Origin of the sequence: Mesorhizobium sp. M0960, assembly GCF_040319055.1 — a bacterium.
In the GTDB taxonomy this organism is placed as follows: domain Bacteria; phylum Pseudomonadota; class Alphaproteobacteria; order Rhizobiales; family Rhizobiaceae; genus Mesorhizobium.
The window spans coordinates 259,362-281,166 of the sequence record NZ_JAMYNN010000002.1; the positions used below are offsets into that span (position 1 = coordinate 259,362).

Annotated in this window: 26 protein-coding genes and 1 tRNA gene; 13 read left to right on the forward strand and 14 right to left on the reverse strand. The window is 62.3% G+C overall.

Going from position 1 to position 21,805, the window contains the following annotated elements:
* Nucleotides 1-147: 147 nt before the first annotated feature.
* The 3 genes from NKH63_RS06265 to NKH63_RS06275 all read right to left on the reverse strand — a co-directional run bounded on the left by NKH63_RS06265 (nt 148) and on the right by NKH63_RS06275 (nt 1,100).
* A tRNA-Glu gene (locus tag NKH63_RS06265) sits at nt 148-222 on the reverse strand.
* Between the two features lie 90 nt (nt 223-312).
* Nucleotides 313-720, reverse strand: a complete 408-nt coding sequence (locus NKH63_RS06270) for a VOC family protein (RefSeq protein ID WP_352917712.1) — start codon at nt 718-720, stop codon at nt 313-315.
* Nucleotides 717-1,100, reverse strand: coding sequence for a fimbrial protein (locus tag NKH63_RS06275; RefSeq protein ID WP_352494185.1), 384 nt, complete (start codon nt 1,098-1,100; stop codon nt 717-719). The genes NKH63_RS06270 and NKH63_RS06275 overlap by 4 nt, the downstream gene beginning before the upstream one ends.
* A gap of 26 nt (nt 1,101-1,126) precedes the next feature.
* On the opposite strand from NKH63_RS06275, the gene NKH63_RS06280 reads away from it, so the two are divergent.
* From NKH63_RS06280 to NKH63_RS06290, 3 genes are all read left to right on the forward strand, one after another.
* Nucleotides 1,127-2,167: an RluA family pseudouridine synthase gene (locus NKH63_RS06280; RefSeq protein ID WP_352917713.1), complete on the forward strand. Its 1,041-nt coding sequence runs from the start codon at nt 1,127-1,129 to the stop codon at nt 2,165-2,167.
* 187 nt (nt 2,168-2,354) lie between these two features.
* Entirely contained in the window at nt 2,355-3,266 is a 912-nt protein-coding gene (gene rpoH / locus NKH63_RS06285; RefSeq protein WP_023720954.1) for an RNA polymerase sigma factor RpoH, read from the forward strand.
* 347 nt (nt 3,267-3,613) lie between these two features.
* A complete protein-coding gene (locus tag NKH63_RS06290; RefSeq protein WP_036245367.1) occupies nt 3,614-4,129 on the forward strand; it encodes a hypothetical protein in 516 nt (171 codons plus the stop codon).
* Between the two features lie 171 nt (nt 4,130-4,300).
* On the opposite strand, the gene NKH63_RS06295 is transcribed toward NKH63_RS06290, so the two are convergent.
* From NKH63_RS06295 to NKH63_RS06310, 4 genes are all read right to left on the reverse strand, one after another.
* Nucleotides 4,301-5,173, reverse strand: coding sequence for an MBL fold metallo-hydrolase (locus NKH63_RS06295; protein ID WP_352917714.1), 873 nt, complete (start codon nt 5,171-5,173; stop codon nt 4,301-4,303).
* A gap of 152 nt (nt 5,174-5,325) precedes the next feature.
* Complete coding sequence (locus tag NKH63_RS06300) at nt 5,326-5,985, reverse strand: peroxiredoxin (protein WP_023720958.1); 660 nt, start codon at nt 5,983-5,985, stop codon at nt 5,326-5,328.
* Between the two features lie 174 nt (nt 5,986-6,159).
* Nucleotides 6,160-6,525 (reverse strand): cell division protein ZapA, encoded by a 366-nt coding sequence (locus NKH63_RS06305; protein WP_023720959.1) that lies wholly within the window; start codon nt 6,523-6,525, stop codon nt 6,160-6,162.
* Nucleotides 6,526-6,529: 4 nt separating this feature from the next.
* Entirely contained in the window at nt 6,530-6,802 is a 273-nt protein-coding gene (locus NKH63_RS06310; protein ID WP_006200774.1) for a DUF4164 domain-containing protein, read from the reverse strand.
* Nucleotides 6,803-7,062: 260 nt separating this feature from the next.
* Between NKH63_RS06310 and tkt the strand changes: the two genes are divergently transcribed.
* The 3 genes from tkt to NKH63_RS06325 all read left to right on the forward strand — a co-directional run bounded on the left by tkt (nt 7,063) and on the right by NKH63_RS06325 (nt 12,331).
* A complete protein-coding gene (tkt, locus tag NKH63_RS06315; RefSeq protein WP_352917715.1) occupies nt 7,063-9,054 on the forward strand; it encodes a transketolase in 1,992 nt (663 codons plus the stop codon).
* 158 nt (nt 9,055-9,212) lie between these two features.
* The gene (gene gap / locus NKH63_RS06320) at nt 9,213-10,223 is read left to right on the forward strand and encodes a type I glyceraldehyde-3-phosphate dehydrogenase (RefSeq protein WP_023720961.1); all 1,011 of its coding nucleotides are present in this window, start codon (nt 9,213-9,215) and stop codon (nt 10,221-10,223) included.
* Nucleotides 10,224-10,441: 218 nt separating this feature from the next.
* Nucleotides 10,442-12,331 (forward strand): potassium/proton antiporter, encoded by a 1,890-nt coding sequence (locus NKH63_RS06325; protein WP_352917716.1) that lies wholly within the window; start codon nt 10,442-10,444, stop codon nt 12,329-12,331.
* A 179-nt stretch (nt 12,332-12,510) separates the two neighbouring features.
* On the opposite strand, the gene NKH63_RS06330 is transcribed toward NKH63_RS06325, so the two are convergent.
* Nucleotides 12,511-13,428 carry a polyprenyl synthetase family protein gene (locus NKH63_RS06330; RefSeq protein ID WP_352917717.1) on the reverse strand — a complete coding sequence of 306 codons (918 nt, stop codon included), beginning with the start codon at nt 13,426-13,428 and terminating at the stop codon, nt 12,511-12,513.
* Nucleotides 13,429-13,507: 79 nt separating this feature from the next.
* On the opposite strand from NKH63_RS06330, the gene NKH63_RS06335 reads away from it, so the two are divergent.
* The 3 genes from NKH63_RS06335 (at nt 13,508) to NKH63_RS06345 (ending at nt 15,187) form a co-directional block, all read left to right on the forward strand.
* Nucleotides 13,508-14,266 (forward strand): transglycosylase domain-containing protein, encoded by a 759-nt coding sequence (locus tag NKH63_RS06335; protein WP_031194544.1) that lies wholly within the window; start codon nt 13,508-13,510, stop codon nt 14,264-14,266.
* 138 nt (nt 14,267-14,404) lie between these two features.
* The gene (rpmF, locus tag NKH63_RS06340) at nt 14,405-14,587 is read left to right on the forward strand and encodes a 50S ribosomal protein L32 (protein ID WP_006203806.1); all 183 of its coding nucleotides are present in this window, start codon (nt 14,405-14,407) and stop codon (nt 14,585-14,587) included.
* 198 nt (nt 14,588-14,785) lie between these two features.
* Nucleotides 14,786-15,187, forward strand: a complete 402-nt coding sequence (locus tag NKH63_RS06345) for a hypothetical protein (protein WP_023720966.1) — start codon at nt 14,786-14,788, stop codon at nt 15,185-15,187.
* Nucleotides 15,188-15,197: 10 nt separating this feature from the next.
* Here the strand turns inward: NKH63_RS06345 and NKH63_RS06350 are convergent, their stop codons facing one another.
* The 3 genes from NKH63_RS06350 to NKH63_RS06360 all read right to left on the reverse strand — a co-directional run bounded on the left by NKH63_RS06350 (nt 15,198) and on the right by NKH63_RS06360 (nt 16,561).
* Complete coding sequence (locus NKH63_RS06350; protein WP_023720967.1) at nt 15,198-15,629, reverse strand: GlcG/HbpS family heme-binding protein; 432 nt, start codon at nt 15,627-15,629, stop codon at nt 15,198-15,200.
* A 100-nt stretch (nt 15,630-15,729) separates the two neighbouring features.
* On the reverse strand, nt 15,730-15,960 hold the full coding sequence (locus NKH63_RS06355) for a hypothetical protein (RefSeq protein WP_023720968.1): 231 nt from the start codon (nt 15,958-15,960) through the stop codon (nt 15,730-15,732).
* 76 nt (nt 15,961-16,036) lie between these two features.
* The gene (locus NKH63_RS06360) at nt 16,037-16,561 is read right to left on the reverse strand and encodes a winged helix-turn-helix transcriptional regulator (protein ID WP_023720969.1); all 525 of its coding nucleotides are present in this window, start codon (nt 16,559-16,561) and stop codon (nt 16,037-16,039) included.
* Between the two features lie 97 nt (nt 16,562-16,658).
* Between NKH63_RS06360 and NKH63_RS06365 the strand changes: the two genes are divergently transcribed.
* A complete protein-coding gene (locus NKH63_RS06365) occupies nt 16,659-17,525 on the forward strand; it encodes an alpha/beta fold hydrolase (RefSeq protein WP_352588320.1) in 867 nt (288 codons plus the stop codon).
* A gap of 61 nt (nt 17,526-17,586) precedes the next feature.
* Nucleotides 17,587-18,243 carry a glutathione S-transferase family protein gene (locus NKH63_RS06370; protein WP_023720971.1) on the forward strand — a complete coding sequence of 219 codons (657 nt, stop codon included), beginning with the start codon at nt 17,587-17,589 and terminating at the stop codon, nt 18,241-18,243.
* Nucleotides 18,244-18,390: 147 nt separating this feature from the next.
* Here NKH63_RS06370 and NKH63_RS06375 read toward each other — a convergent pair whose 3' ends face one another.
* From NKH63_RS06375 to NKH63_RS06385, 3 genes are all read right to left on the reverse strand, one after another.
* Nucleotides 18,391-18,678 (reverse strand): ArsR/SmtB family transcription factor, encoded by a 288-nt coding sequence (locus NKH63_RS06375; protein WP_023720972.1) that lies wholly within the window; start codon nt 18,676-18,678, stop codon nt 18,391-18,393.
* A gap of 31 nt (nt 18,679-18,709) precedes the next feature.
* Nucleotides 18,710-19,957, reverse strand: a complete 1,248-nt coding sequence (locus NKH63_RS06380; RefSeq protein ID WP_352480880.1) for an MFS transporter — start codon at nt 19,955-19,957, stop codon at nt 18,710-18,712.
* A gap of 95 nt (nt 19,958-20,052) precedes the next feature.
* Entirely contained in the window at nt 20,053-20,247 is a 195-nt protein-coding gene (locus NKH63_RS06385; RefSeq protein ID WP_023720974.1) for a DUF1192 domain-containing protein, read from the reverse strand.
* 124 nt (nt 20,248-20,371) lie between these two features.
* Here NKH63_RS06385 and NKH63_RS06390 point away from each other — a divergent pair, with 124 nt between their 5' ends.
* Together NKH63_RS06390 and NKH63_RS06395 are read left to right on the forward strand one after the other, a co-directional pair.
* Nucleotides 20,372-21,382, forward strand: a complete 1,011-nt coding sequence (locus tag NKH63_RS06390; protein ID WP_352917718.1) for an NAD(P)H-quinone oxidoreductase — start codon at nt 20,372-20,374, stop codon at nt 21,380-21,382.
* 132 nt (nt 21,383-21,514) lie between these two features.
* The gene (locus NKH63_RS06395; protein WP_023720976.1) at nt 21,515-21,655 is read left to right on the forward strand and encodes a DUF1127 domain-containing protein; all 141 of its coding nucleotides are present in this window, start codon (nt 21,515-21,517) and stop codon (nt 21,653-21,655) included.
* Nucleotides 21,656-21,805 lie beyond the last annotated feature (150 nt).

Here is a 21,805-nt window from a genome sequence, read left to right on the forward strand (position 1 = left end):
CATCCTTGCTCAACGGTTTTGCTCAACTGCTTGCCAAGCGGCGCGGCTCACGGCGCTCTAGGCACCTCAAAAATGGATCCTACGAATGGCTTATTTGACCGTTATTTGACGGTTTTACCTGCCGGCCCGCTAAGTAGTTGAAACGATTGGTACGCCCAAGGGGAATCGAACCCCTGTTCCCGCCGTGAGAGGGCGGTGTCCTGACCGCTAGACGATGGGCGCGTTCAAGAACCGGCGATATAGGCTGACGGCTGGGAAAAAGCAACTAGGCTTAAGGCTGCCTGTCGCGCCGGTGAAATATCCGCTGCAAGCCTAGCGTTTTGGCTCGATCAGGTCCCAGAGATTTCCATGGAGATCGGCGAAAACCGCGACCGTGCCATAGGCTTCATGGCGCGGCGCCTCGCGGAACTCGACGCCCCTTTGGAACATCAGCGCATAGTCACGGGCAAACTCGTCGGTTTCGAGGAACAAAAAAACCCGCCCGCCGGTCTGGTTGCCGACGGCGTGCCTTTGCGCATCGCCGGATGCCTCGGCGAGAAGCAGCCGCGCGCCCTGCCCGTTGCCCGGCGTGATCGTGACCCAGCGTTTGCCGCCGCCGAGATCGACATCTTCGGTGAGGACAAAACCCAGCCGGTCGACATACCAGGAGATCGCCTCGTCATAATTTGCGACGACGAGCGCGACCGTGGCAATGCTGCGGTGTTCGGCAAAACCGGTCATTTGTTCCTGATCGAAAAGCGGCCGACGATGCGGCGCTCAGTGGTGTCGTAGACGAAAATGGCGCGGCTGCCGTCGGCCAACTCGGCGTCGATCGACAGGCGATTGCCCGAGAGCGATTGGCTGACCACCCTGGCGCCGACCGGCAGCACGATGTCGCCACTGACCGGCTCGCCTGCCGACACCTGGATGTCGCTCGTCAACGGCGGGGCGGCAGGCGGTGCATTGCGCGCTTTGTAGACAAGCGCCGCGATCACCACCATAAGGGCGAGGAACAGCAGGCCGAGATTGATGGCGACGAAGCGGACGAGCTTCCTCCGCACCTTTTCGACCTCGGGGTCGAGCGGCTTTTCCTCGTCTTCGTCGGCAAGCGGCTGGGCCATGGCAGCAGATTCCGGAACTGTTTTCGATGAGCGCTCATAACGAAGAGGTCAGACAATTAATAGGGGCCAGACAGATCGTGCTGGAGGCCGGCGCCGATGCGGCCGGCCAACGGCTCGACCAATGGCTGGCGGCCAGGCTCGGCCCCGACATGTCGCGCAGCCGGGTGCAGATGCTGATAAAGCAGGGCGCGGTCAGGATCGGCGGCAGGCCAGCCAGCGAGACGAAGCGCAAGATGGCACAAGGTGACAGCGTGTCGGTCGACATGCCGGAGCCGGAACCGGCGGAGCCGCAAGGCGAAGATATTGCGCTGGATGTCCTCTACGAGGACAGCGAGCTGATCGTCATCAACAAGCCGGCCGGGTTGGTCGTGCATCCCGGCGCCGGCAACTGGACCGGCACGCTGGTCAACGCGCTGATCCATCATTGCGGCAACAGCCTGTCGGGCATCGGCGGGGTGAGACGGCCGGGCATCGTCCATCGCCTCGACAAGGAGACCAGTGGCGTCATGGTCGTCGCCAAGACCGATCGCGCCCACAAGGCGTTGTCGGAGGCCTTTGCCGACCACGGCCTGACCGGCGATCTCGAGCGCGCCTATCTGGCGTTGGTCTGGGGCATACCGGCAAGGCCGACGGGGATGGTCGACGCGCCGCTCGGCCGCGCCGCCGACCGGGTACGCCGCGCCGTGGTGCCGCAAGGCCGCGACGATGCCCGCCACGCCATAACGCATTTCACCGTCATTGAGCGCTTTGGCGAGCAGCAGCAGGAATTCGCCACGGCGAGCCTGGTCGAATGCCGGCTGGAAACCGGTCGCACCCACCAGATACGCGTCCACATGGCCCATATCGGCCATCCGGTGATTGGCGACCCCGAATACGGCCAGGCTTTCCGCACCAAGGCCAACCGGTTGCCTGCGCCGCTAACCAGCAAAGTGAAAGCATTTCCGCGACAAGCGTTGCACGCCCGCCTCCTTGCATTTCGGCATCCGGATACCCATTTATCGATGAGGTTCGAAGCACCGATACCGTGGGACATGGAGAACCTCGTCGACGGCTTCCGCAAGCTTTGAACCAACCACCTGAAAACCTGACCGGCGTTGTTCACTTCAGCGTGACACACTGTTTCGTGTTGAACAAATGCCTGTCTTTCTGGTTTTGTTCCTATATATGTCGGTTGGCGCGAATGTGCCTTTGGCATTCGCGCCACATGCCTGCCGCGTTTCGGGGGCATCACTCCAATAGAGAGGGGGCGCTATAATGGCCCAGTCACTACCCAGTATCGTTTCCGGCGAAGGCGGCCTCAGCCGCTACCTGGAAGAAATCCGCCGTTTTCCGATGCTTCAGCCGCAGGAAGAGTACATGCTCGCCAAGCGCTACGCCGAGCATGAGGACACCACGGCTGCGCACAAGCTCGTCACCAGCCACCTTCGGCTCGTCGCCAAGATCGCCATGGGCTATCGCGGCTACGGCCTGCCGATCGGCGAGGTGATCTCGGAAGGCAATGTCGGCCTGATGCAGGCCGTCAAGAAATTCGAACCGGAGCGCGGCTTCCGTCTCGCCACCTATGCGATGTGGTGGATCAAGGCCTCGATCCAGGAATACATCCTGCGCTCGTGGAGCCTGGTTAAGATGGGCACCACCGCCAACCAGAAGCGCCTGTTCTTCAACCTGCGCAAGGTGAAGGGCAAGATCCAGGCGCTCGACGAAGGCGATTTGAAGCCCGACCAGATCACCGAGATCGCCACCCGGCTGAACGTCTCGGAAGCGGAAGTCGTGTCGATGAACCGTCGTCTGTCGGGCGACGCCTCGCTCAATGCGCCCATCCGGGCAAGCGAAGGCGAATCCGGCGAATGGCAGGACTGGCTGGTCGACGACCACGAAAGCCAGGAAGAGATGCTGATCGAGCAGGACGAGCTGGAAAACCGGCGCGGCATGCTGTCGGGCGCTCTTGCCGTGCTCAACGACCGCGAACGCCGCATCTTCGAGGCGCGCCGCCTCGCCGATGAGCCGTTGACGCTGGAAGAGCTGTCGGCCGAGTTCGATATCAGCCGCGAGCGCGTGCGCCAGATCGAGGTGCGCGCATTCGAGAAGGTGCAGGACGCGGTCAAGGCCGCGGCCAAGCGCCAGATGCAGGCGCTTCGCACCATCGAGGCGCAGCCGGCGGCGTAAAGCCTCCCGATAGAAACAAATAACGGCGGCGCCACGTAACTGGCGCCGCCTGTATTTTAGAGGGTTGCCAGTTCCGCGGCGCCTTCGCGGATGTCCGATCCACTGCCACAAACTGCTCAGTAGCCTCGCCATCGTGTCCGCAGACGATCTCATCGATAGCGGCATTACCGCAATTTTCCCCAAGCCCTGGAAACCGCAACGCTGCAAGCTGTGGCGGCAATGTTCCGGCGCCGACACGGGCTTCCGTTGCAAAATTCCACAAGGCGGCGCTTGCGGCAGGCGGGCGACAACGGGCCGCCGGGCCGCGCCGGGCAGTTGAACTCGTCTGTTCGGAAACGAAAGGCAGTATGACGATGACGATTTCTCCGTTTCTGACCGCTCTCGGATCCGAAGGTCCCCCAGCCGACCGAGCGAAAGACATGGACCTGTATGGATGGCTAATTGGAAGCTGGGAAATGGACACGGTCCACTACCTCGATGACGGGACAATCCAGAAATGGAATGGAGAATGCCATTTTGGCTGGGTGCTCGAAGGCCGCGCGGTTCAGGACGTTTGGATCAGGCCCAAGCGCCCTGCTCCGTCCGCGATGTATGGCACAACCTTGCGCATCTTCGACCCTGGGATCGATGGCTGGCATATCATATGGAACGACCCGCTCAACCGGGATCACTCGCGCCAGATCGGCCGGGCCGAGGGTAAGGACATTGTCCAGCTCGGCAATGACTCGCGCGGTCTGAAAACTCGATGGCGTTTCACTGAGATCACTGCCAACAGCTTCCATTGGATCGGCGAGGAAAGATCTTCCGAGAGCGATCCTTGGCAAATCACGTATGAACATTTAGCCCGCCGAACAAAACCCTGACGCTGGACTAAACACTTAGTTGGCGTCTGCGCCGCTCCTCATCCGGCTGCCGCCACCGTCTTCCCGCATGGACCTCTCGGATTCAAACATCGCAAAAATCGAATCTGGATCAATAACTTGGATGACCATCGCAGAGTTTGAATGGCATTGTAGTGCCAACGACCCATCTCCTCACAGGCAATCGAGCGGAAATTTCAGATAGCGCCGCCCGTTGGATTCCGGTTCCGGCAGGCGTCCGCCATTCATATTGACCTGCAGCGCGTGCAGGATCAGCCGCGGCATCGGCAACGTCCTGTCGCGGGCTTGGCGGAGCGCGACGAAGTCGGCTTCCGTCTTGCAGCCGGCAACATGGATGTTGCCGCCTTTCTGTTCCGCGACCGTGCTTTCCCAGCGCGCTTCGCGGTCACCCGGCTGGTAGTCGTGACCGACGAACAGACGTGTCTCGTCCGGCAGTGCCAGGATGTCCTCGATCGAACGCCAGAGCCGCTCGGCGCTGCCGCCGGGAAAGTCTGCCCTTGCGGTGCCGCTGTCCGGCATGAACAGCGTGTCGTGGATGAAGGCGGCGTCGCCGATGACGTAAGTAATCGAGGCCAGGGTGTGGCCCGGCGAAAACAGCACTCTTGCCGGAAGGCCGCCGACCGAAAAAGTCGCGCCGTCGGCGAACAGCCTGTCCCATTGCGAACCGTCGGCGGGGAATTCCGGCCAGTTGTAGATCACCTTCCACAATTTCTGGACGTCGATGATCCTCTCGCCGATTGCCGTCGGCGCTCCGGTTCTCCCCCTCAGATAATGGGCGGCGGACAAATGGTCGGCATGCGGATGCGTGTCGAGGATCCACTCGACCTCCAGCCCGCTTTCCCTGACGAAGTCGAGCAAGGCGTCGGCGTTTTTCGTTGCCGTTGCACCGGACCTTTCGTCGAAGTCGAGCACCGGATCGATAATGGCGCATTTGCGGGTCGCCATGTCGGCGACCACATACTGGACGGACCCGCTCGGCTTGTCATAGAAGCCGGTGACCTGCGACCTGGCCGATAATGCGTCCAATCCCAGCCCCCTTGATCTCTCACCGTGGCAGGAATGATTTTCTCAGCCACGGCAAATGAAAGGCATGGTTGTCCGTCAACCAGGCGTCGTCAAGCACCCCGTGCTCACACGGCTAGGAAAACCAAAAATTTCTCCGTGCCGCCTCTGCTTGCTCAGGCGGAAGGCTGCTTGGTTTTCCTGAGATATGGCAGGATTGTCTCGTAGGCGCCGAAGCGCTTGATGGCATCCTCATTCGAGACAGCAGCGGTGATGATGACGTCCTCGCCCTGCTTCCAGTTCGCCGGCGTCGCCACCTGGTGCTTGGCGGTCAGTTGCATGGAATCGATGGCGCGCAGGATTTCGTCGAAGTTGCGGCCCGTCGTCATCGGATAGGTGAGGACCAGCTTGATCTTCTTGTCGGGCCCGATGACGTAGACCGAACGCACCGTGGCATTGTCGGCGGGCGTGCGGCCCTCCGAGCTCTCGCCGGCACCCGCCGGCAGCATCTCGTAAAGCTTGGCGACCTTGAGATCCTTGTCGCCGATCAGCGGGTAATTCACCGAATGGCCGGTCGCCGTCTTGATGTCGTTCTGCCACTTTCCATGGCTTTCGACGGGATCGACCGAGATGCCGATGATCTTAACGTTGCGCTTCCTGAACTCGCCTTCGAGCCCGGCCATCGTGCCGAGTTCGGTTGTGCAAACCGGCGTAAAGTTCTTCGGATGGCTGAACAATACCGCCCAGCCGTCGCCGATCCATTCATGGAAGCTGATCGGTCCTTGCGTGGTCTCAGCGGTGAAGTCCGGCGCGATATCGTTGATGCGGAGGCTCATGACATGTCCCTACCTTGTGAGTGCAGATCGCAGCCGGCGTTGACCGGCGCTGCTTTTGCCTTTCTACCACTCCGGCGTCATCCTTCAAACGGCTGTTGCGCCGGCATCGAGGCCGGCGGCGAAATATTTTCATAGCTTCTCGGCAAATGCAGCAGGAATTTTCGCTGCGCTGGCTCAGGCCTTGCTCACTGCTAACGTCGTCGTCAGGTCTTCCATGCGCTGGGCCAACGCGCCGAGCGCCCCGGTCAGCACGGAATCGTTCTTGTCGGCCTTGGTCAGTGCGTCGTCGCGCGTCTTGCGCAGCGTCAGCACTTCGCTTTCCATGCCCTTGACCCGCTTTTGCAGTTCTGAAAGCTCGTCCATGACCATGATGCCGGCCATCACGGTCAGCCTCTGGTCGCCGATCTCGCCAAAAGAATCCTTCAGATGCGAGACATAGCGGTCGAAGCGCTCGGCAAGATCGATCAGATGCTCTTCCTGGCCCTCGTCGCAGGCCATCCGATACTGCTTGCCGTCGATGGAAACCGTGACTTGTGCCATTGGCCTACCTGTCCAGTACCGCGCGGATGGTCTCCATGGCTGTCACCAGCCTTCGCGACACTTCCTTGTTGGCATCTTCCAGCCGTTCGGCGCGGGCCTCGGAATTGTCGAGTTCCTGCGCCAGCCGCGAGCGGTCGGCGTTCATCCGCTGCACTTCGGCCTCGGCTTCCGAATAGTCCCGCTCGTGCTCGAGCTTGGCCGCGACGGCGTTTTCCAGCCCTTCGATGGCCTTACCCAGCCTGGCAATGACTTCCTTGAGGGTCGTTTCCCCGGTCATGGCTTTCGTCCTGCGCCCTGCCCATCACCGAATCATCCACGTTCAGAACGCGTTATCCCTGAAACATTACGCGCCGTGTGAACCGCACGTCAATAAAGCGATCGCGACTGTCCCCTGCTAACGCTAATGTAAGTGGTGCATGGCCATCACAAGACCGGCAAAAGCACACCGATTTGTTGACTAAAAGGCCGCGCCTGCTATGTGTCGCGCACCCTTTTCAAGGGCTTTCCCAAGGCCCAAACCCCCATTTTGGAGGAAGCATGACCTCGCGCGAACAACATGACCGGATGGCCAATGCGATCCGTTTTCTCGCCATGGACGCCGTCGAGAAGGCAAACTCCGGCCACCCCGGGCTGCCCATGGGCTGTGCCGACATCGCCACCGTGCTGTTCACCCGCTTTCTCAAATACGATCCGAAGAACCCGCATTGGCCGGATCGCGACCGCTTTATCCTGTCGGCCGGCCACGGCTCGATGCTGCTTTACTCGCTGCTCTATCTGACCGGCTACGAAGACATCACCATCGACCAGATCAAGCAGTTCCGCCAATTGGGGTCGAGGACCGCGGGCCACCCGGAATACGGCCATGCCGCCGGCATCGAGACGACGACGGGCCCACTCGGCCAGGGCCTTGCCAATTCGGTCGGTTTCGCGCTCGGCGAGCGCATCATGAATGCCGCTTTCGGCAACGATCTCGTCGACCACTACACCTATGTGCTGGCCGGTGACGGCTGCCTGATGGAAGGCGTGTCCCAGGAAGCCATCGCGCTTGCCGGACATCTGAAGCTGAACAAGCTGATCGTCTTCTGGGACAACAACAACATCTCCATCGACGGCCCGGTGTCGCTGGCCGACAACACCGATCAGGTCGCCCGCTTCCAGGCGTCCGGCTGGAACGCCAGCCATATCGACGGCCAGGACCCGGAAGCGATCGCCTATGCCATTGAAGCGGCCCGCCACTCCGACAAGCCGACGATGATTGCCTGCAAGACGACGATCGGCTTCGGCGCGCCGACCAAGGCCGGTACCAACAAGGCGCATGGCTCGCCGCTCGGCGCCGAGGAAATCGCCGGCGCCAGAAAATTCTTCGGCTGGGATTATCCGCCGTTCGAGGTTCCGGCCGATATCCTCGACGCATGGCGTACCGCCGGCCGGGCCGGCGTCAGGGCGCGCACCGACTGGGAAAGCCGCCTTGCCAAGGCCGACACCAAATTGCGCGGCGAATTCGAACGCCGCATCGGTGGCACGCTGCCGGCCAACTTCGATGCTGTCATTGGCGATTACAAGAAGAAGCTCGCCGCCGACAAGCCGAAGGTCGCCACCCGCAAATCGTCGGAAATGGCGCTGGAGGTCATCAACGGCGCCGTGCCCGAAACCATCGGCGGCTCGGCCGATTTGACCGGCTCCAACAACACCAAGACCAGCCAGACCAAGAACATCACTGCCGACGATTACGGCCAGCGCTATGTCCACTACGGCATTCGCGAGCACGGCATGGCGGCCGCGCTCAACGGGCTGACGCTGCATGGCGGCATTATCGCCTATGGCGGCACCTTCATGTGCTTTTCCGATTATGCCCGTCCGGCGATGCGGCTTGCCTCGTTGATGGGCATCCGCTCGATCTTCGTCATGACCCATGATTCCATCGGCCTTGGCGAAGACGGCCCGACCCATCAGCCGGTCGAGCATCTGGCAGCACTTCGCGCCATCCCGAACCACAATGTCTTCCGCCCGGCCGACGCGGTGGAAACCGCGGAATGCTGGCAGCTGGCCATTGAATCGGAAAAGACGCCTTCGACTTTGGCGCTGACCCGGCAGAACCTGCCGACGGTACGCAACGACTTCGTTGCGGAAAACCTCTCCAGCCGCGGCGCCTATGAACTTGCCGCCGCAAGTGGCGAGGCGGCGGTGACAATCTTCGCTTCGGGCTCCGAGGTCGAGATCGCCCTGGCCGCGCGCGAGGCGCTGGAAAAGCACGGCCATGCTACCCGCGTCGTCTCGGTGCCGTGCTTCGAATTGTTCGACAAGCAGAGCGCCGACTATCGCAGCAGGATGATCGGCAATGCGCCGCTCAAGATTGCCATCGAAGCCGGCATCCGTCAGGGCTGGGATTATTTCATCGGCACCGAAGGCATCTTTATCGGTATGACCGGCTTCGGCGCCTCCGGCACGATCGAACAGCTCTATCCGCATTTCGGCATCACCGCCGAAGCAACGGTGAAGGCGGCGGAAGCCCGTCTGCACGGCAAATGAAATTAAGCCCCGATCCGCAAAGGCTGGCATAGCGGTTTTGCCGGCCGGCGGAGCACTAATCGATTTAAATCCGAGCCTCGGCGGCTGGATTCTTTGCCCGTCCGCCGTTATGAAGCTGCGGACTTGATCTTCGGCCCCCAACTCCCAGGGAGAGAACAATGACCGTCAGAGTTGCCATCAATGGATTCGGCCGCATCGGCCGCAACATCCTGCGCGCCATCCACGAATCCGGCCGCAAGGATATCGACGTCGTCGCCGTCAACGATCTCGGCCCGGTCGAGACCAACGCGCATCTGCTGCGCTTCGACAGCGTGCATGGCCGCTTTCCGCATGAGGTGACGGTTGACGGCGATCAGATCATCGTCGGCAAGGAAAAATTCAAGGTCACCGCGATCAAGGATCCGACGCAACTGCCGTGGAAGGAACTCGGCATCGACATCGCGCTCGAATGCACCGGCATCTTCACCGCCCGCGACAAGGCCGCCGCCCATCTGACCGCCGGTGCCAAGCGCGTTCTCGTCTCCGCTCCGGCGGAGGGGGCCGACCTGACCGTCGTCTATGGCATCAATCACGACAAGCTGACCAAGGACCACATCGTCATCTCGAACGCCTCCTGCACCACCAACTGCTTGGCGCCGCTGGCGGCCGTGCTGAATGAGGCCGTCGGCATCGAGAAGGGCATGATGACGACGATCCACTCCTATACTGGCGACCAGCCGACGCTGGACACCATGCACAAGGACCTCTACCGCGCCCGCGCCGCCGCGCTTTCGCAGATTCCGACCTCGACCGGTGCCGCCAAGGCCATCGGCCTGGTACTGCCCGAGCTCAAGGGCAAGCTCGACGGCATCTCCATCCGCGTGCCGACCCCGAACGTCTCGCTGGTCGATTTCAAGTTCATCGCCAAGCGGTCGACCACCGTCCAGGAAATCAACGACGCGGTAATCGCCGCTTCGAACGGCAAGCTGAAGGACATCCTTGCCGTCACTCGTCATCCCAATGTTTCTATCGACTTCAACCACGATCCGCACTCCTCGATCGTGGCGCTCGACCAGACGAAGGTCATGGACGGCAATTTCGTTTCGGTGCTGGCCTGGTACGACAATGAGTGGGGCTTCTCCAACCGCATGGGCGACACCGCTGTCGCCTTCGGCAAGACCATCGCCTGATCGCAGAACCATCTTCTCGACTTGGACAACGCCCGGCTCAGTCCGGGCGTTTTTCGTTGCAGCACGCCCCCCCGAGGCAGCCTCCGCTGCTCGGAGGTGCCAAAACATTCGACTATCGGCAGCGTAGGGCGAAAAGCCGCGCTGCTGCCTTGCAGCGGCCATGTCTTCGCCCCACTCTCCCGTGATGCCGGAGCATATCGACTAGGGGCGACCAACGAATGGAGCATGGTATCTATCTGGTGACGCTCGTTGGCGCAGCACTTGTCGTTGCCGCCGCGTTTTCGAGCCTGATCGCCTTCCGTTTCGGCGCCCCCCTCCTGCTGCTGTTTCTCTGCATCGGCCTTGCCACCGGAACCGACGGTCTCGGAATCCATTTCGACAATGCCCGATTTGCCTATTTTGCCGGCTCATTGGCGCTGGCGGTCATCCTTTTCGATTCCGGCTTCGGCACGCCGCTCAATGCCTTGCGGCAGGCGGCCGGGCCGGCGCTGTCGCTGGCGACCTTCGGCGTCCTTTTGACCACTGGCCTGTTCGGCGCCGCCGCCTATTATTTGCTCGACCTGACATGGCTGGAATCCTTCCTGCTCGGTGCCGCCGTCGCCTCGACCGACGCCGCGGCGGTGTTCTTCCTGCTGCGCGCCGGCGAGATCAATTTGCGCGAGCGCGTGCGTTCGACGCTCGAGGTGGAATCCGGCACCAATGACCCGATCGCCATCTTCCTGACCATCACGCTGGTCGAGGTCATCGCCGCCAACACCCACCCCGAGGCCAAGGTGCTGGTTACCGATCTTGCCGTCGGTTTCCTTGTCAACATGGGGCTCGGTGCGGTCATCGGTATTCTCGGCGGCATGGCCATCGTGCGCCTTGTCGATCGCCTCAATCTAGATCACGGCCTGCTGCCGATCTTCGTGCTGACGCTGTCGCTGATGGTGTTTGCCGCCGCCGGCGCCGTCGGCGGCTCCGGCTTCCTGGCGGTCTATCTCGCCGGCCTGATCGCCGGCAATTCCGATATCCGGGCTGTCACCATCCTCAAGCGCTTTCAGGACGGCATGTCGTGGTTGGCGCAGATCATCATGTTCCTGATCCTCGGCCTGTTCGCGACGCCTTCGCAATTTCCGGCGATCCTGGTGCCGGCGGTGCTGCTCGGACTGTTCCTGATATTTGTCGCACGGCCAGTCGCCGTCTGGCTCTGCCTGGTGCCGTTCCGTCTGCCACGCCCGGAAGTCGCCTTTGTCTCATGGGTTGGCCTGCGTGGCGCCGTGTCGATCCTGCTTGCTATCACGCCGCTGCTCGGCGGTCTTGAGAACGGCCGCCTCATCTTCAACACCGCCTTCATCATCGTGCTGGTCTCTCTGGTCATCCAGGGATGGACCGTCGGGCCGCTGGCGCGCCGCCTCGGCCTTATCGTGCCGGCCCGCCTGGGACCGCTCGACAAGGTCGAATTGGAACTGCCGGGCTCCGCCCATCATGAGCTTCTTGCCTACCGCGTGGCACCCGGCAGCCCGGTGGCGCGCGGCGAACGCATTCCGCGCTGGGCGCGGCCGTCGCTTGTGCTGCGAGACGGACGCTCGATGCGCTTCCAGGATATGGTCCGGCTGGCGGCCGGCGATCATGTCTACATCTTCGTGCCGGACCGCTATCCGCGCCTGCTCGACAAGCTGTTCGCCAGCCGTGCCGTGGTCGATCCCGAGGATGCGGATTTCTTCGGCGCCTTTGCCGTCGATCCGTCACGCTCCGCCGAGGAACTGGAGACCGCCTACGCGCCGGGCCTGACCGAAGCGGAACGCAAGCTCACCATTGGCGATCTGGTCACGGCGCGGCTCGGCGGCCACGCCGAATATGCCGACCGCGTGCTGCTCGGTCCGATCGAGCTGATCGTCCGCGACGTCGACGACAAGGGCAGGATCACCGGCCTTGGCCTATCCTTCGAGCCGACCGCGCCGGTGGCACGCGTTCCGGTGTTCCTCAGCGCCGGCGAAATCCGCGACCGTATCGCCGCCTTCATCCGCAACCGGCGCAAGCCGGCCGAAGCGCGAGCGGTCGAGGCGGTGGCCGAAATGGAACCGGTTCCGCAGCCCGTGGTGGAAAAGACAACTGGCGAAGGCTGACCGCGTCGACCCGAGCCGCGGAGCCCTGCCGCGAGGCTGAAGAATGGTTCGGCAACTGGCGTGGCGAGTCCATGTGGTCCGACATCGCCGGAAATCACCCCGATCGGCCGGCTGCGAGGGCATCTGGCCGAACAGTCGCCAATTCTCCGTGGCTGTACGGCGCGCCATAGGGGGCAGCTTTAATTGTTGCGGGCCGCAACGAACTGCGCCGCTTGTTTCAGAAGCGCGGCTTGTTCGCCATAGGGCTCGAGCAGCGCATGAGCTTGGTCGACGAGGCCATGGAGCTGGTCCCGCGCCCAGTCCGGTCCGTGCAGCGCGACCAGCGTCGCCTTGCCGGCCGCGGCATCCTTGCCGGTTGCCTTGCCCATCTGATGCGCATCGGCGGTCAGGTCGAGCAGATCGTCGGCAAGCTGAAAGGCAAGCCCGATCGCCGAGCCGAATTCGGCCAGCCTTTCGCGGTCGCGCGACGGCGCGCCGGCAACGATGGCGCCCGCTTCGCAGGCAAAGCGGATCAGCGCACCGGTTTTCATCGCCTGAAGCCGGATGATGCCAGCCTCGTCCGGCCGGCTTTGTTCGGCCTCGAGATCGAGCATCTGGCCGCCGACCATGCTGCCGGCCCCTGCGGCGCGGGCCAATGCCAGCACCAGCGCTGCCCTGCGCTCGGCCGGCAGCATTGTCGCCTCGTCGGCAAGGATGTCGAAGGCAAGCGTCAACAAGGCGTCGCCGGCAAGAATGGCTGTCGCTTCATCGAAAGCCCTGTGCACGGTCGGCTGGCCACGGCGCATATCGTCATCGTCCATGGCCGGCAGATCGTCATGGATGAGCGAATAGCAGTGCACGCATTCGAGCGCTGCCGCGACGCGCAGCGCCGGCTCGACGTCGGCTGAAAACAGTGCAGAACTTTCCATGACCAGGAAGGGGCGCAGTCGTTTGCCGCCGTTCAGAACGCCATGTCGCATCGCGGCCATCAGGCGTTCCGGCCGCGCGATCTCGCCTGAAAGCGTGCGTCCGTCGAGCAACCGCCTCAGCAGCGTCTCGAGCGGAACTGCCCGGGCAATAAGTGCAGCCTCGAACGCCATTTGGTCGTCTTTCGTCATGGTCGGGAGCGGTAGCCGACACTCAGACGTTGCGCAAGAAGCCAAGCGCCATTATGCCGGGGGCAGGGAGTAGCGCGGATTGGGTGGCTTGGCGGAACCGATCGTCGATCACGAAACCGAAGGGTTGGACATGGCGAGACCGAGACGCGGCAGCCGCATCGGTCTTCAACGCTGGGTCCGGCGCGGCATCGCTGTCGCCATCGTGCTGGCGCTGATGCCGGTGGTTCTGACCTTTCTGTACCTGCCGTCATTCGTGCACCCGGTGTCGACATTGATGCTGAAGGACCTCGCGACGTTTTCCGGCTACGATCGGCGCTGGGTTTCTATCGATGATGTGGCGCCGGTGCTGGCATATTCGGTCATCATGTCGGAGGACGGGCAGTTCTGTTTCCATCGCGGCGTCGATCTAGGCGAGTTGCGCGGCGTCGTCGACGATGCGCTCGCCGGCGAGATGACGCGTGGCGCCTCGACCATCACCATGCAGACGGTAAAGAACCTTTATCTATGGTCGCGGCCGTTGGGCTCGGTCCGTAAGGTCGTCGAACTGCCGCTGGCCGTCTATTTCGATGCGGTGCTGTCGAAACGGCGGATCATGGAGATCTACCTCAACATCGCCGAATGGGGACCGGGCATCTACGGCATCGAGGCCGCCGCCCAACATCATTTCGGCGTCTCGGCAAAACAGCTGTCGCGCCGACAGGCAGCGCTGCTTGCCGTCACCTTGCCGAACCCGATCGTGCGCAATCCGGCGAAGCCCGGGCCGGGACTGAGGCGGCTTGCCGCGTTGATCGAACGGCGCGCGGGCCGCGCCGGCGCCTATGTCGGCTGCCTGCGATAGTGTCAAAAAAAAACACCGCGACGCTGGCCAAAACGCCATCGGGCGTGTATAGGCAGCCGACTTTCTCAGATTCCGGCCCCTGACGTGGCCCTTTCACGAGGGCCGCCGGGGCGTTTGACCATGTAGTGGAGCATATCCATGGCCGTTCCGAAACGAAAAACCTCTCCGTCGAAGCGCGGCATGCGCCGTTCCGCCGACGCACTGAAGGCCCCGACCTATGTCGAGGACAAGAACTCCGGCGAGATGCGCCGTCCGCACCATATCGACCTGAAGACCGGCATGTATCGCGGTCGCCAGGTGCTGGAGCCGAAGGAAAGCTGAGACAGCTTTCGACGGTTTATTATTGCAAAAGACCGGCCACTGGCCGGTCTTTTTGCGTTCGTCGACAACTGATCGTGTCGACCGGGGCTGACATTGTTGTTTCACGCCGTCTTTGTCCGTGTTTATGGGCCGCACGAAAATTCTTGACGGCGAACGCCGGGCGCACTCTACAAAGATCAGTCCAACCGGAGCCGCCACATGTTCGGTGCCATTCCGCTGCTGATCGTGCCTTTCATTCTCTACAATCTCGGGCTTCTGGGAATATTCGGCAGCGGCGACGACCCGTGGGCGACCGAAATGTTTTCGGTCCGGATGATGTCGGGCGGGGTGTTCTCGATGACCCTCGGCGATCTCATCGTGCTGATCGCATTGATCTTCTTGTTCGTCGAAGTGGTGAAGTCGACGCGAACGACAAATGCCTCGATCATGGACCACCTTTTGTCGACCTTCGTCTTTGTGGCCTATCTGGTCGAATTCCTGCTGGTGAAGGGCGCCGCCCATTCCGTTTTCTTCACACTGATGGTCATAGCACTGATCGACGTGCTGGCCGGCTTTTCGGTGTCGATGCGGTCGGCCAGCCGCGACATCAACATGAATTAAGGATTCCGGCTCAGCCCGGGTCGGCGGTGAAGCCAGCCGCCTCGATGCCAGCGATGGCTGCCGTTTCATCATTGTCCGACGTATCGCCGGAAATGCCGACGGCGCCGATGATCGTGCCAGCCTTATCGCGGATCAGCACGCCGCCGACGACCGGCAGGACGCGTCCGCCCGACACGTCGGAGACGCCGGCTATCAGATGCGGGCGCTCCTTGGCGAAAGCCTCCACCCGGCGCGAGCCCATGCCGATAGCGAGCGCGCCATAGGCCTTGCCGGCCGACATTTGCGGACGCAGGAACGAGGCGCCGTCCTGACGCTGGAACGAGACCAGATGGGCGCCGGCATCGAGCACCGAGACGCCAAGCGGCCTGAGCTTGAGCTCGGCACCCTTGGCAAAGGCGGCGGCGATGATCTCAAGGGCTTTGTCGAGCGTCAGTGCGGTCATGGCCGCCTCCTAAACGCGCCAGTTATCAACCGGCAGAACAGATCGCGGTGAAAACTGTTCCGCGTACGAAACGAAGCAATGCGATCCAAGGAGCGCCGGCTTATTTCTTCTTGGCGCGGGACTTCTTCACCGGCGCCGGAGGCGCATTGGCCAGGTCTTCCGCTTCCTTGGCGAGGCGCAGCGCCCGCAGCTTGTTGGTTTTGGCCTGGCGAGCGTCGCTCTCGGCGACATATTCCGCCATGGCCTTCTGGCGCACCGTGGCTGCCTCTTCCTGTTTCTTGAAACGCAAATCGGCCCGCGCACGGGCAGTGTCCTTAGAGTTCTCGACCAAGAGCGTTATCCAATCCGGTAAATTATCTTCAGTCCCTTGATAGCAGAGCCAGCCCGCAATTGGGAAAATAAGTTGGTCATGGCGCCGGATCGCACCCGACTCGCTCCGCATTGCGGGCGATCACCGCATCGTATGCGGCCTGCAAGGTCGCGCGCACGGTGGGTCCAGATGGGGCGGGAGACGCACCTAGATGCTCGTGGCGCAACTCGTTCATGAACTTATCCCACATCGGCGGGCCGCCTTTTTCCAGAAGCTCGGCACGGATAGAGAGCTCTTCGCTGACCGGGAGCCAGACGCGGCCCCAGGCGCCGAGATGCGCCAGGATCGGCACCAGCGTAATAGCCATTTCGGTCAGGCTGTAGATCGCCTTCTGCTTGTGGGAGGGATCGTCCGCCTTGGTCAGCATGCTGAGCTCCATCAGCCGTTTCAGCCGGTCGGCGAGGATGTTGGAGGCGATGCCCTCCATCGAGCCATTGAGCAGTTCGCGAAAGTGGCGTCTGCCGCCGAAGATGATGTCGCGAAGGATGATCAGGCTCCACCGATCGCCGAACACTTCGAGCGACAGATTGATCGGACATCCGGACCGGCGATCGATGTTCATGCGAATCTCCAAAAACCGGTTGCATTATCGTATCGGTTTTAATATCGTGCAACCGATTGCAAATTGCAATCAGATTCGCGACCCGAAGAGGAAAGCCATGAGAAACGCCGAACACCCCGAAATCGTATCCCAGACGTTCGGCGATCCGGCACATCCGGCGGTATTGTTGATCATGGGCGCCATGGCTTCCATGCTCTGGTGGCCGGAAGCGTTTTGCCGGAAGCTGGCCGGCGAGGGTCGCTTCGTGGTCCGCTATGACAATCGCGATACCGGCCGTTCGACGAAATACGCGCCGGGCGAGCCGCCTTATACATTCGACGACATGGCGGACGATGCCATCCGCGTCCTTGACGACCAGGGAATCCGAAAGGCGCACGTGGTCGGCATGTCGATGGGCGGCGTGATTGCGCAGCTCGTTGCGTTGAAATACCCGTCGCGTGTCACTTCGCTTACGGTGATCAGCAGCTCGCCCTTGGGCATTGATACGTCGCATCTGCCCGGAACCACCGAGGCCTACAGGAAACATTCGGACGAAGGCGCGAAGGTCGACTGGTCTGACCGTGGCCAGGCGGTCGATTTCATCGTCAAGGACGCGTATGCGCTCACCGGCACCGCACGCTCATTCGACGAGCAGCGCACGCGGGCTTTCGTCGAACAGGATTACGACCGGTCCGGCGGCTTTCTAAGCGCCACCAATCATTTCATGCTCAAGAGCGGCGAAGATGGGAGCGGCGAAGATCGGAGCGGCGAGGACTGGACGGGGCGGCTGCACGAGATGAAGATCCCGCTCCTCGTTATCCACGGCACCGACGATCCGATCTTTCCAGTCGAGCATGGCGCCGCTCTTGCCGACGCGGTCGCCGGCGCAAGGCTGGTCCGGATCGAGAGCGGCGGCCACGAGCTGCATCCCGACGACTGGGCCGCGATCATCGATGCCATCGTCACCCACAGCCAAGCCAAATAGTACCAAGCCTGACCTCAACACCGAATTTCCGCGAGACGAACCACCCAAGGAACGACAACCAATGTCCCTGACTATGCATCTTCATCCACTGGCCTCCTTCTGCTGGAAGCCGCTGATCGCGCTCTATGAGAACGGCACGCCATTCACATCCGTTGTCGTCGATCTCGGCAATGAACAGTCGCGCGTGGCGTTTCTGAAATTGTGGCCGCTCGGCAAGATGCCGGTACTGCGTGATGAAGCGCTGGATCGGACCGTGCCGGAATCGACAATCGTCATCGAATATCTCAACGCGTATTATCCTGGGCCGGCCGAACTGATCCCCGCCGATGTCGATCTCGCTCGCCAGACCCGGCTCGCCGACCGCTTCTATGACTTCTACGTCCAGGAACCGATGCAGAAGATCGTCGGCGACCGGCTGCGGCCGGAGGGCAAGACCGATCCGTTCGGCGTCGAGCAGGCGCGCGCCCAGCTGCGCAGCTCCTACGCCGTCATCGAACAGGACATGCAGTCGAGGACATGGGCGGTGGGCGGGAGCTTCACCATGGCCGACTGCGCCGCCGCCCCCGCGCTGTTCTACGCTAACAAGGTCGAGCCGTTCGGCGACAAATATCCTGCGGTGAGGCGCTATCACGACCGGCTGCTGCGGCGCCCGTCGGTTGCCCGTGTGATCGAGGAAGCGCAGCCCTATTTCAAGCTCTTCCCCTACAACAACGGCTAGAGAGTGGTTCATCGTTTCACGGAAACGCCGAACCGCTCTATCCTTTTGTTTTTTGCGCAATTCCGGACGGAAAACCGTTTCACACTTTTCCTGGAATTGCTCCAGGCCCGAGGCTGCACGAGCTGCCCGACGCGCGGACGACGCCTCTCAGCTTCCGGGTGAACCGAGCTGCTCTGCATCCCAGAACTGGTCGAGCCAGATGTTGAGCTTTAGGAAGCCGGCATTGCTGACCGTATAGACGCGCCTGGTGCCTTCCGGCTTGGCGTTGACCAGCCCGGCATCAAGCAGCACCTTCAGATGCTGCGAAACGGCCGGGCGGGACACCGGCAAGCCAGAGGCCAGTTCGTTGACGGTCTTCGGTCCGCGCCGGAGCTCTTCCAAGAGATAGCGCCGGTTGGGATCGGCAATCGCCATGAAGGCGTCGGAAAGCATCATGCCTTATTTGTGGGGCAAAGCGTCTCGAATCTCAACCGTCGGTTTCAGCTTTTCTGCGCGGGTCGAGCCGCAACGCTTCCGGCGTCACCGAGCGGTCGGCCGGCTGGGTCTTGAAGGCATCGCGGCCTTCGATTGGCACCGGCGCGCGACGGCTGATGCGCAGCAGCGTATAGGCGGCCAGGCAGAGATGCGCCAACGCAGTAGCCAGGAACAGCCCCTCGGGACGCATCCAGCCCATCAGGCCGGCGGCCAGCAGCGGGCCGATCATCGTGCCGAAGCCATAAAGCAGCAGCAGGCCGCCCGACACTTTGACGAAGTCTTCCGATCGGGCATGGTCGTTGGCATGCGCCACCGCGATCGAATAGAGCGTGTAGGCGAAGGCGCCGTAGGCGGCGGTGCAGACGATAACGAAGACGCCGGAGCGCGGTTCGAACAAGAAGATGGCGATGGCGAACAGCGCAGCGCCGAAAGCCGCGCCCGCCAGCACGAAACGACGGTCCGTCGTGTCGGAGAGCCGCCCGGCCGGAAGCTGCATGGCGGCGCCGGCGATGACCACCAGGCTCATCATGAGCGCGATCTCGGCCGTCGAGATGCCGATGCGAGCTCCATAAACGGCACCAAGCGTGCCCCAGGCGCCGTTGGCGATGCCGATCAGCACGCAGGCGATCGCCGACACCGGCGAATTGACGTAGAGCCCTTTGACGTCAAGCGACACGTCCTGCAGCGGCTTGGGGTGCGACGCCGTCGAGACCGCCGTCGGGATCAGTGATAGGCAAAACAGAATGCCGGTGATCATGAATAGCGACGCCGATTTCACATCGCCGCCGGCAACGATCATCTGACCGCCCATGATCGAGGCATAGGTGACCATCATGTAGAGGCCGAAGACGGTGCCGCGGTTTTCGTTGGTGGCCTTCTCGTTCAGCCAGCTTTCGATGACCATGAAAGCACCGGCCATGGTGAAGCCGGTGAAGGCGCGCAGCAGGATCCAGGTATATTCATCAATGATCAGGCCGGTGAGCAGTGCGACGATCGCTCCCGATGCGGCAAAGGCGCCGAAAGCCCTGACATGACCGGCGCGGCGCACGATGCGTGGCGCAAAGAAGCAGCCGGTGACGAAGCCGCCGGCCCAAGCCGTGCCCATCAGGCCGAGCGATGCGGTCGAGAAGCCCTCCACCTGGCCGCGCAGCGGCAACAGCAGCCCGTGCAGCCCGGATGCCGCCAGCAGGAACGCGGTGCCGCGCAGCAGCGAGAGGATCGGTCTGTAGCTTGCGAACATTGTTCAATCCGGCTGGGGTTCGGGGCACAGGTCTGGAGACAGCGGCATTCGGGCTTTTCGGCGGCGTGCCCGAGCTTTTGGAATTGCCCGCAGTACTATCCGCGGCGAAACAGCGCCTCTGCCGCCGACTTGGTGGAGCCCTTGGTCATGAGCTCGGCTTCCAGCCGGGCGATCTCGCCGCGCAGGATGCCGATCCGCTCGGACAATTCATCGACAGAAAGCAGCGACAGATCCTGCCCGATCTCGTGCGGGCGCGCTTTCTTCTTGGGTTCGTCGTCGAAGACCGCCATCGTCGCTCCTCCGTGATTGCCCATTTGCCTGATTTGCCAATGAGCATACATAGGGCAGGGGTATGGATGCAAATGGCCGGCAACAGCTGGCGCTAGAAACCGGCGAAACACGACGGGAAAATTCATGGCGAACGCACAGAAAATTCCGACCAGGATGATGGCGATCGCCATCTCGGAGCCGGGCGGGCCGCGGGTGCTGAAACCGGAAACCCGCGACGTGCCGGTACCCGGCCCTGGCGAGATCCTGATCCGGGTGCGTGCCGCCGGCGTCAACCGGCCCGACGTGCAGCAGCGCAAGGGCGCCTATCCGCCGCCGCCGGGTGCGTCGGATCTGCCGGGCCTGGAAGCGGCGGGCGAAGTCGCCGCTCTCGGCGACGAGATATCGCGCTGGCGCGTCGGCGACCGGGTCTGCGCGCTGACGGCGGGCGGCGGCTATGCCGAATATGTCAAGGTTCATGCCGGCAGCGTGCTGCCGCTGCCCGCCGGCTTTACCTACACCGAAGCGGCGGCGCTGCCGGAAAACTACTTCACTGTTTGGCACAATGTCTTCGAGCGCGGCGGCCTGAAGAGCGGCGAGACGCTGCTCGTGCATGGCGGCTCATCGGGTATCGGAACGACGGCGATCCAGCTTGCTGCCGCTTTCGGCGCTTATGTCGTCACCACCGCCGGCAGCAAGGAGAAATGCGACGCCTGCCTCAAGCTCGGCGCCGACCGGGCGGTCAACTACCGCGAGGAGGACTTCGTCGCCGCGGTCAAGGAGGCAACCGGCGGCAAGGGCGCCAACGTCATCCTCGACATGGTCGGCGGCGATTATGTCGCGCGAAACTACGAGGCTGCGTCCGTGGAGGGCCGCATCGTCCAGATCGCGACGCAGGGCGGAGCGGTGGCGAGCGCCGATTTCTTCAAAATCATGGCCAAGCGGCTCGTGCACACGGGTTCGCTGCTCAGGCCACGCACGGTGGAGTTCAAGGCGGCAGTCGCGGCTGCGCTGGAGGCGCAGGTTTGGCCGCTGCTCGGCACGCGCAAGGTTGCACCGGTGATGGACACGATCTTCCCGCTCAAGGAAGCCTGGCGGGCGCATGAGCGGATGGAGGAGGGTGAGCACATTGGCAAGATTGTGCTCGATGTCGCCTGACGGCCGGTAAACAGGCTGAACGAAGGCTTAATGGTGCAATGCAACAAACGCATTGCCGCCATGCAAAAGCGTCTGTTCAATTTTTCATCGCCGATGCCTATTTACGCGGCATCGAAACGATGGAGGACTACCATGAACCCGATCCGCGCTTTCCGTAACTGGCGCATGTACAACGAAACCGTGCGCGAACTGAACCGGCTGAACGCTCGTCAGCTCAATGATCTCGGCATCAACCGCGGCGACATAGAGAGAATCGCCCGCCAAGGGCTTTGATCTCGAGCACGATCCTGTCCGAAGACCGGGCGCTGCTTTTCCGCAACGCCGAGCCGCGGTTCGGGATCAAGCCTTAGAAGCCAGAGCCGTAGCAGACGGATTTCCGTCGTCGGTTCCGAGCCCGCCCGACCTTGGTCTGGCGGGCTTTGT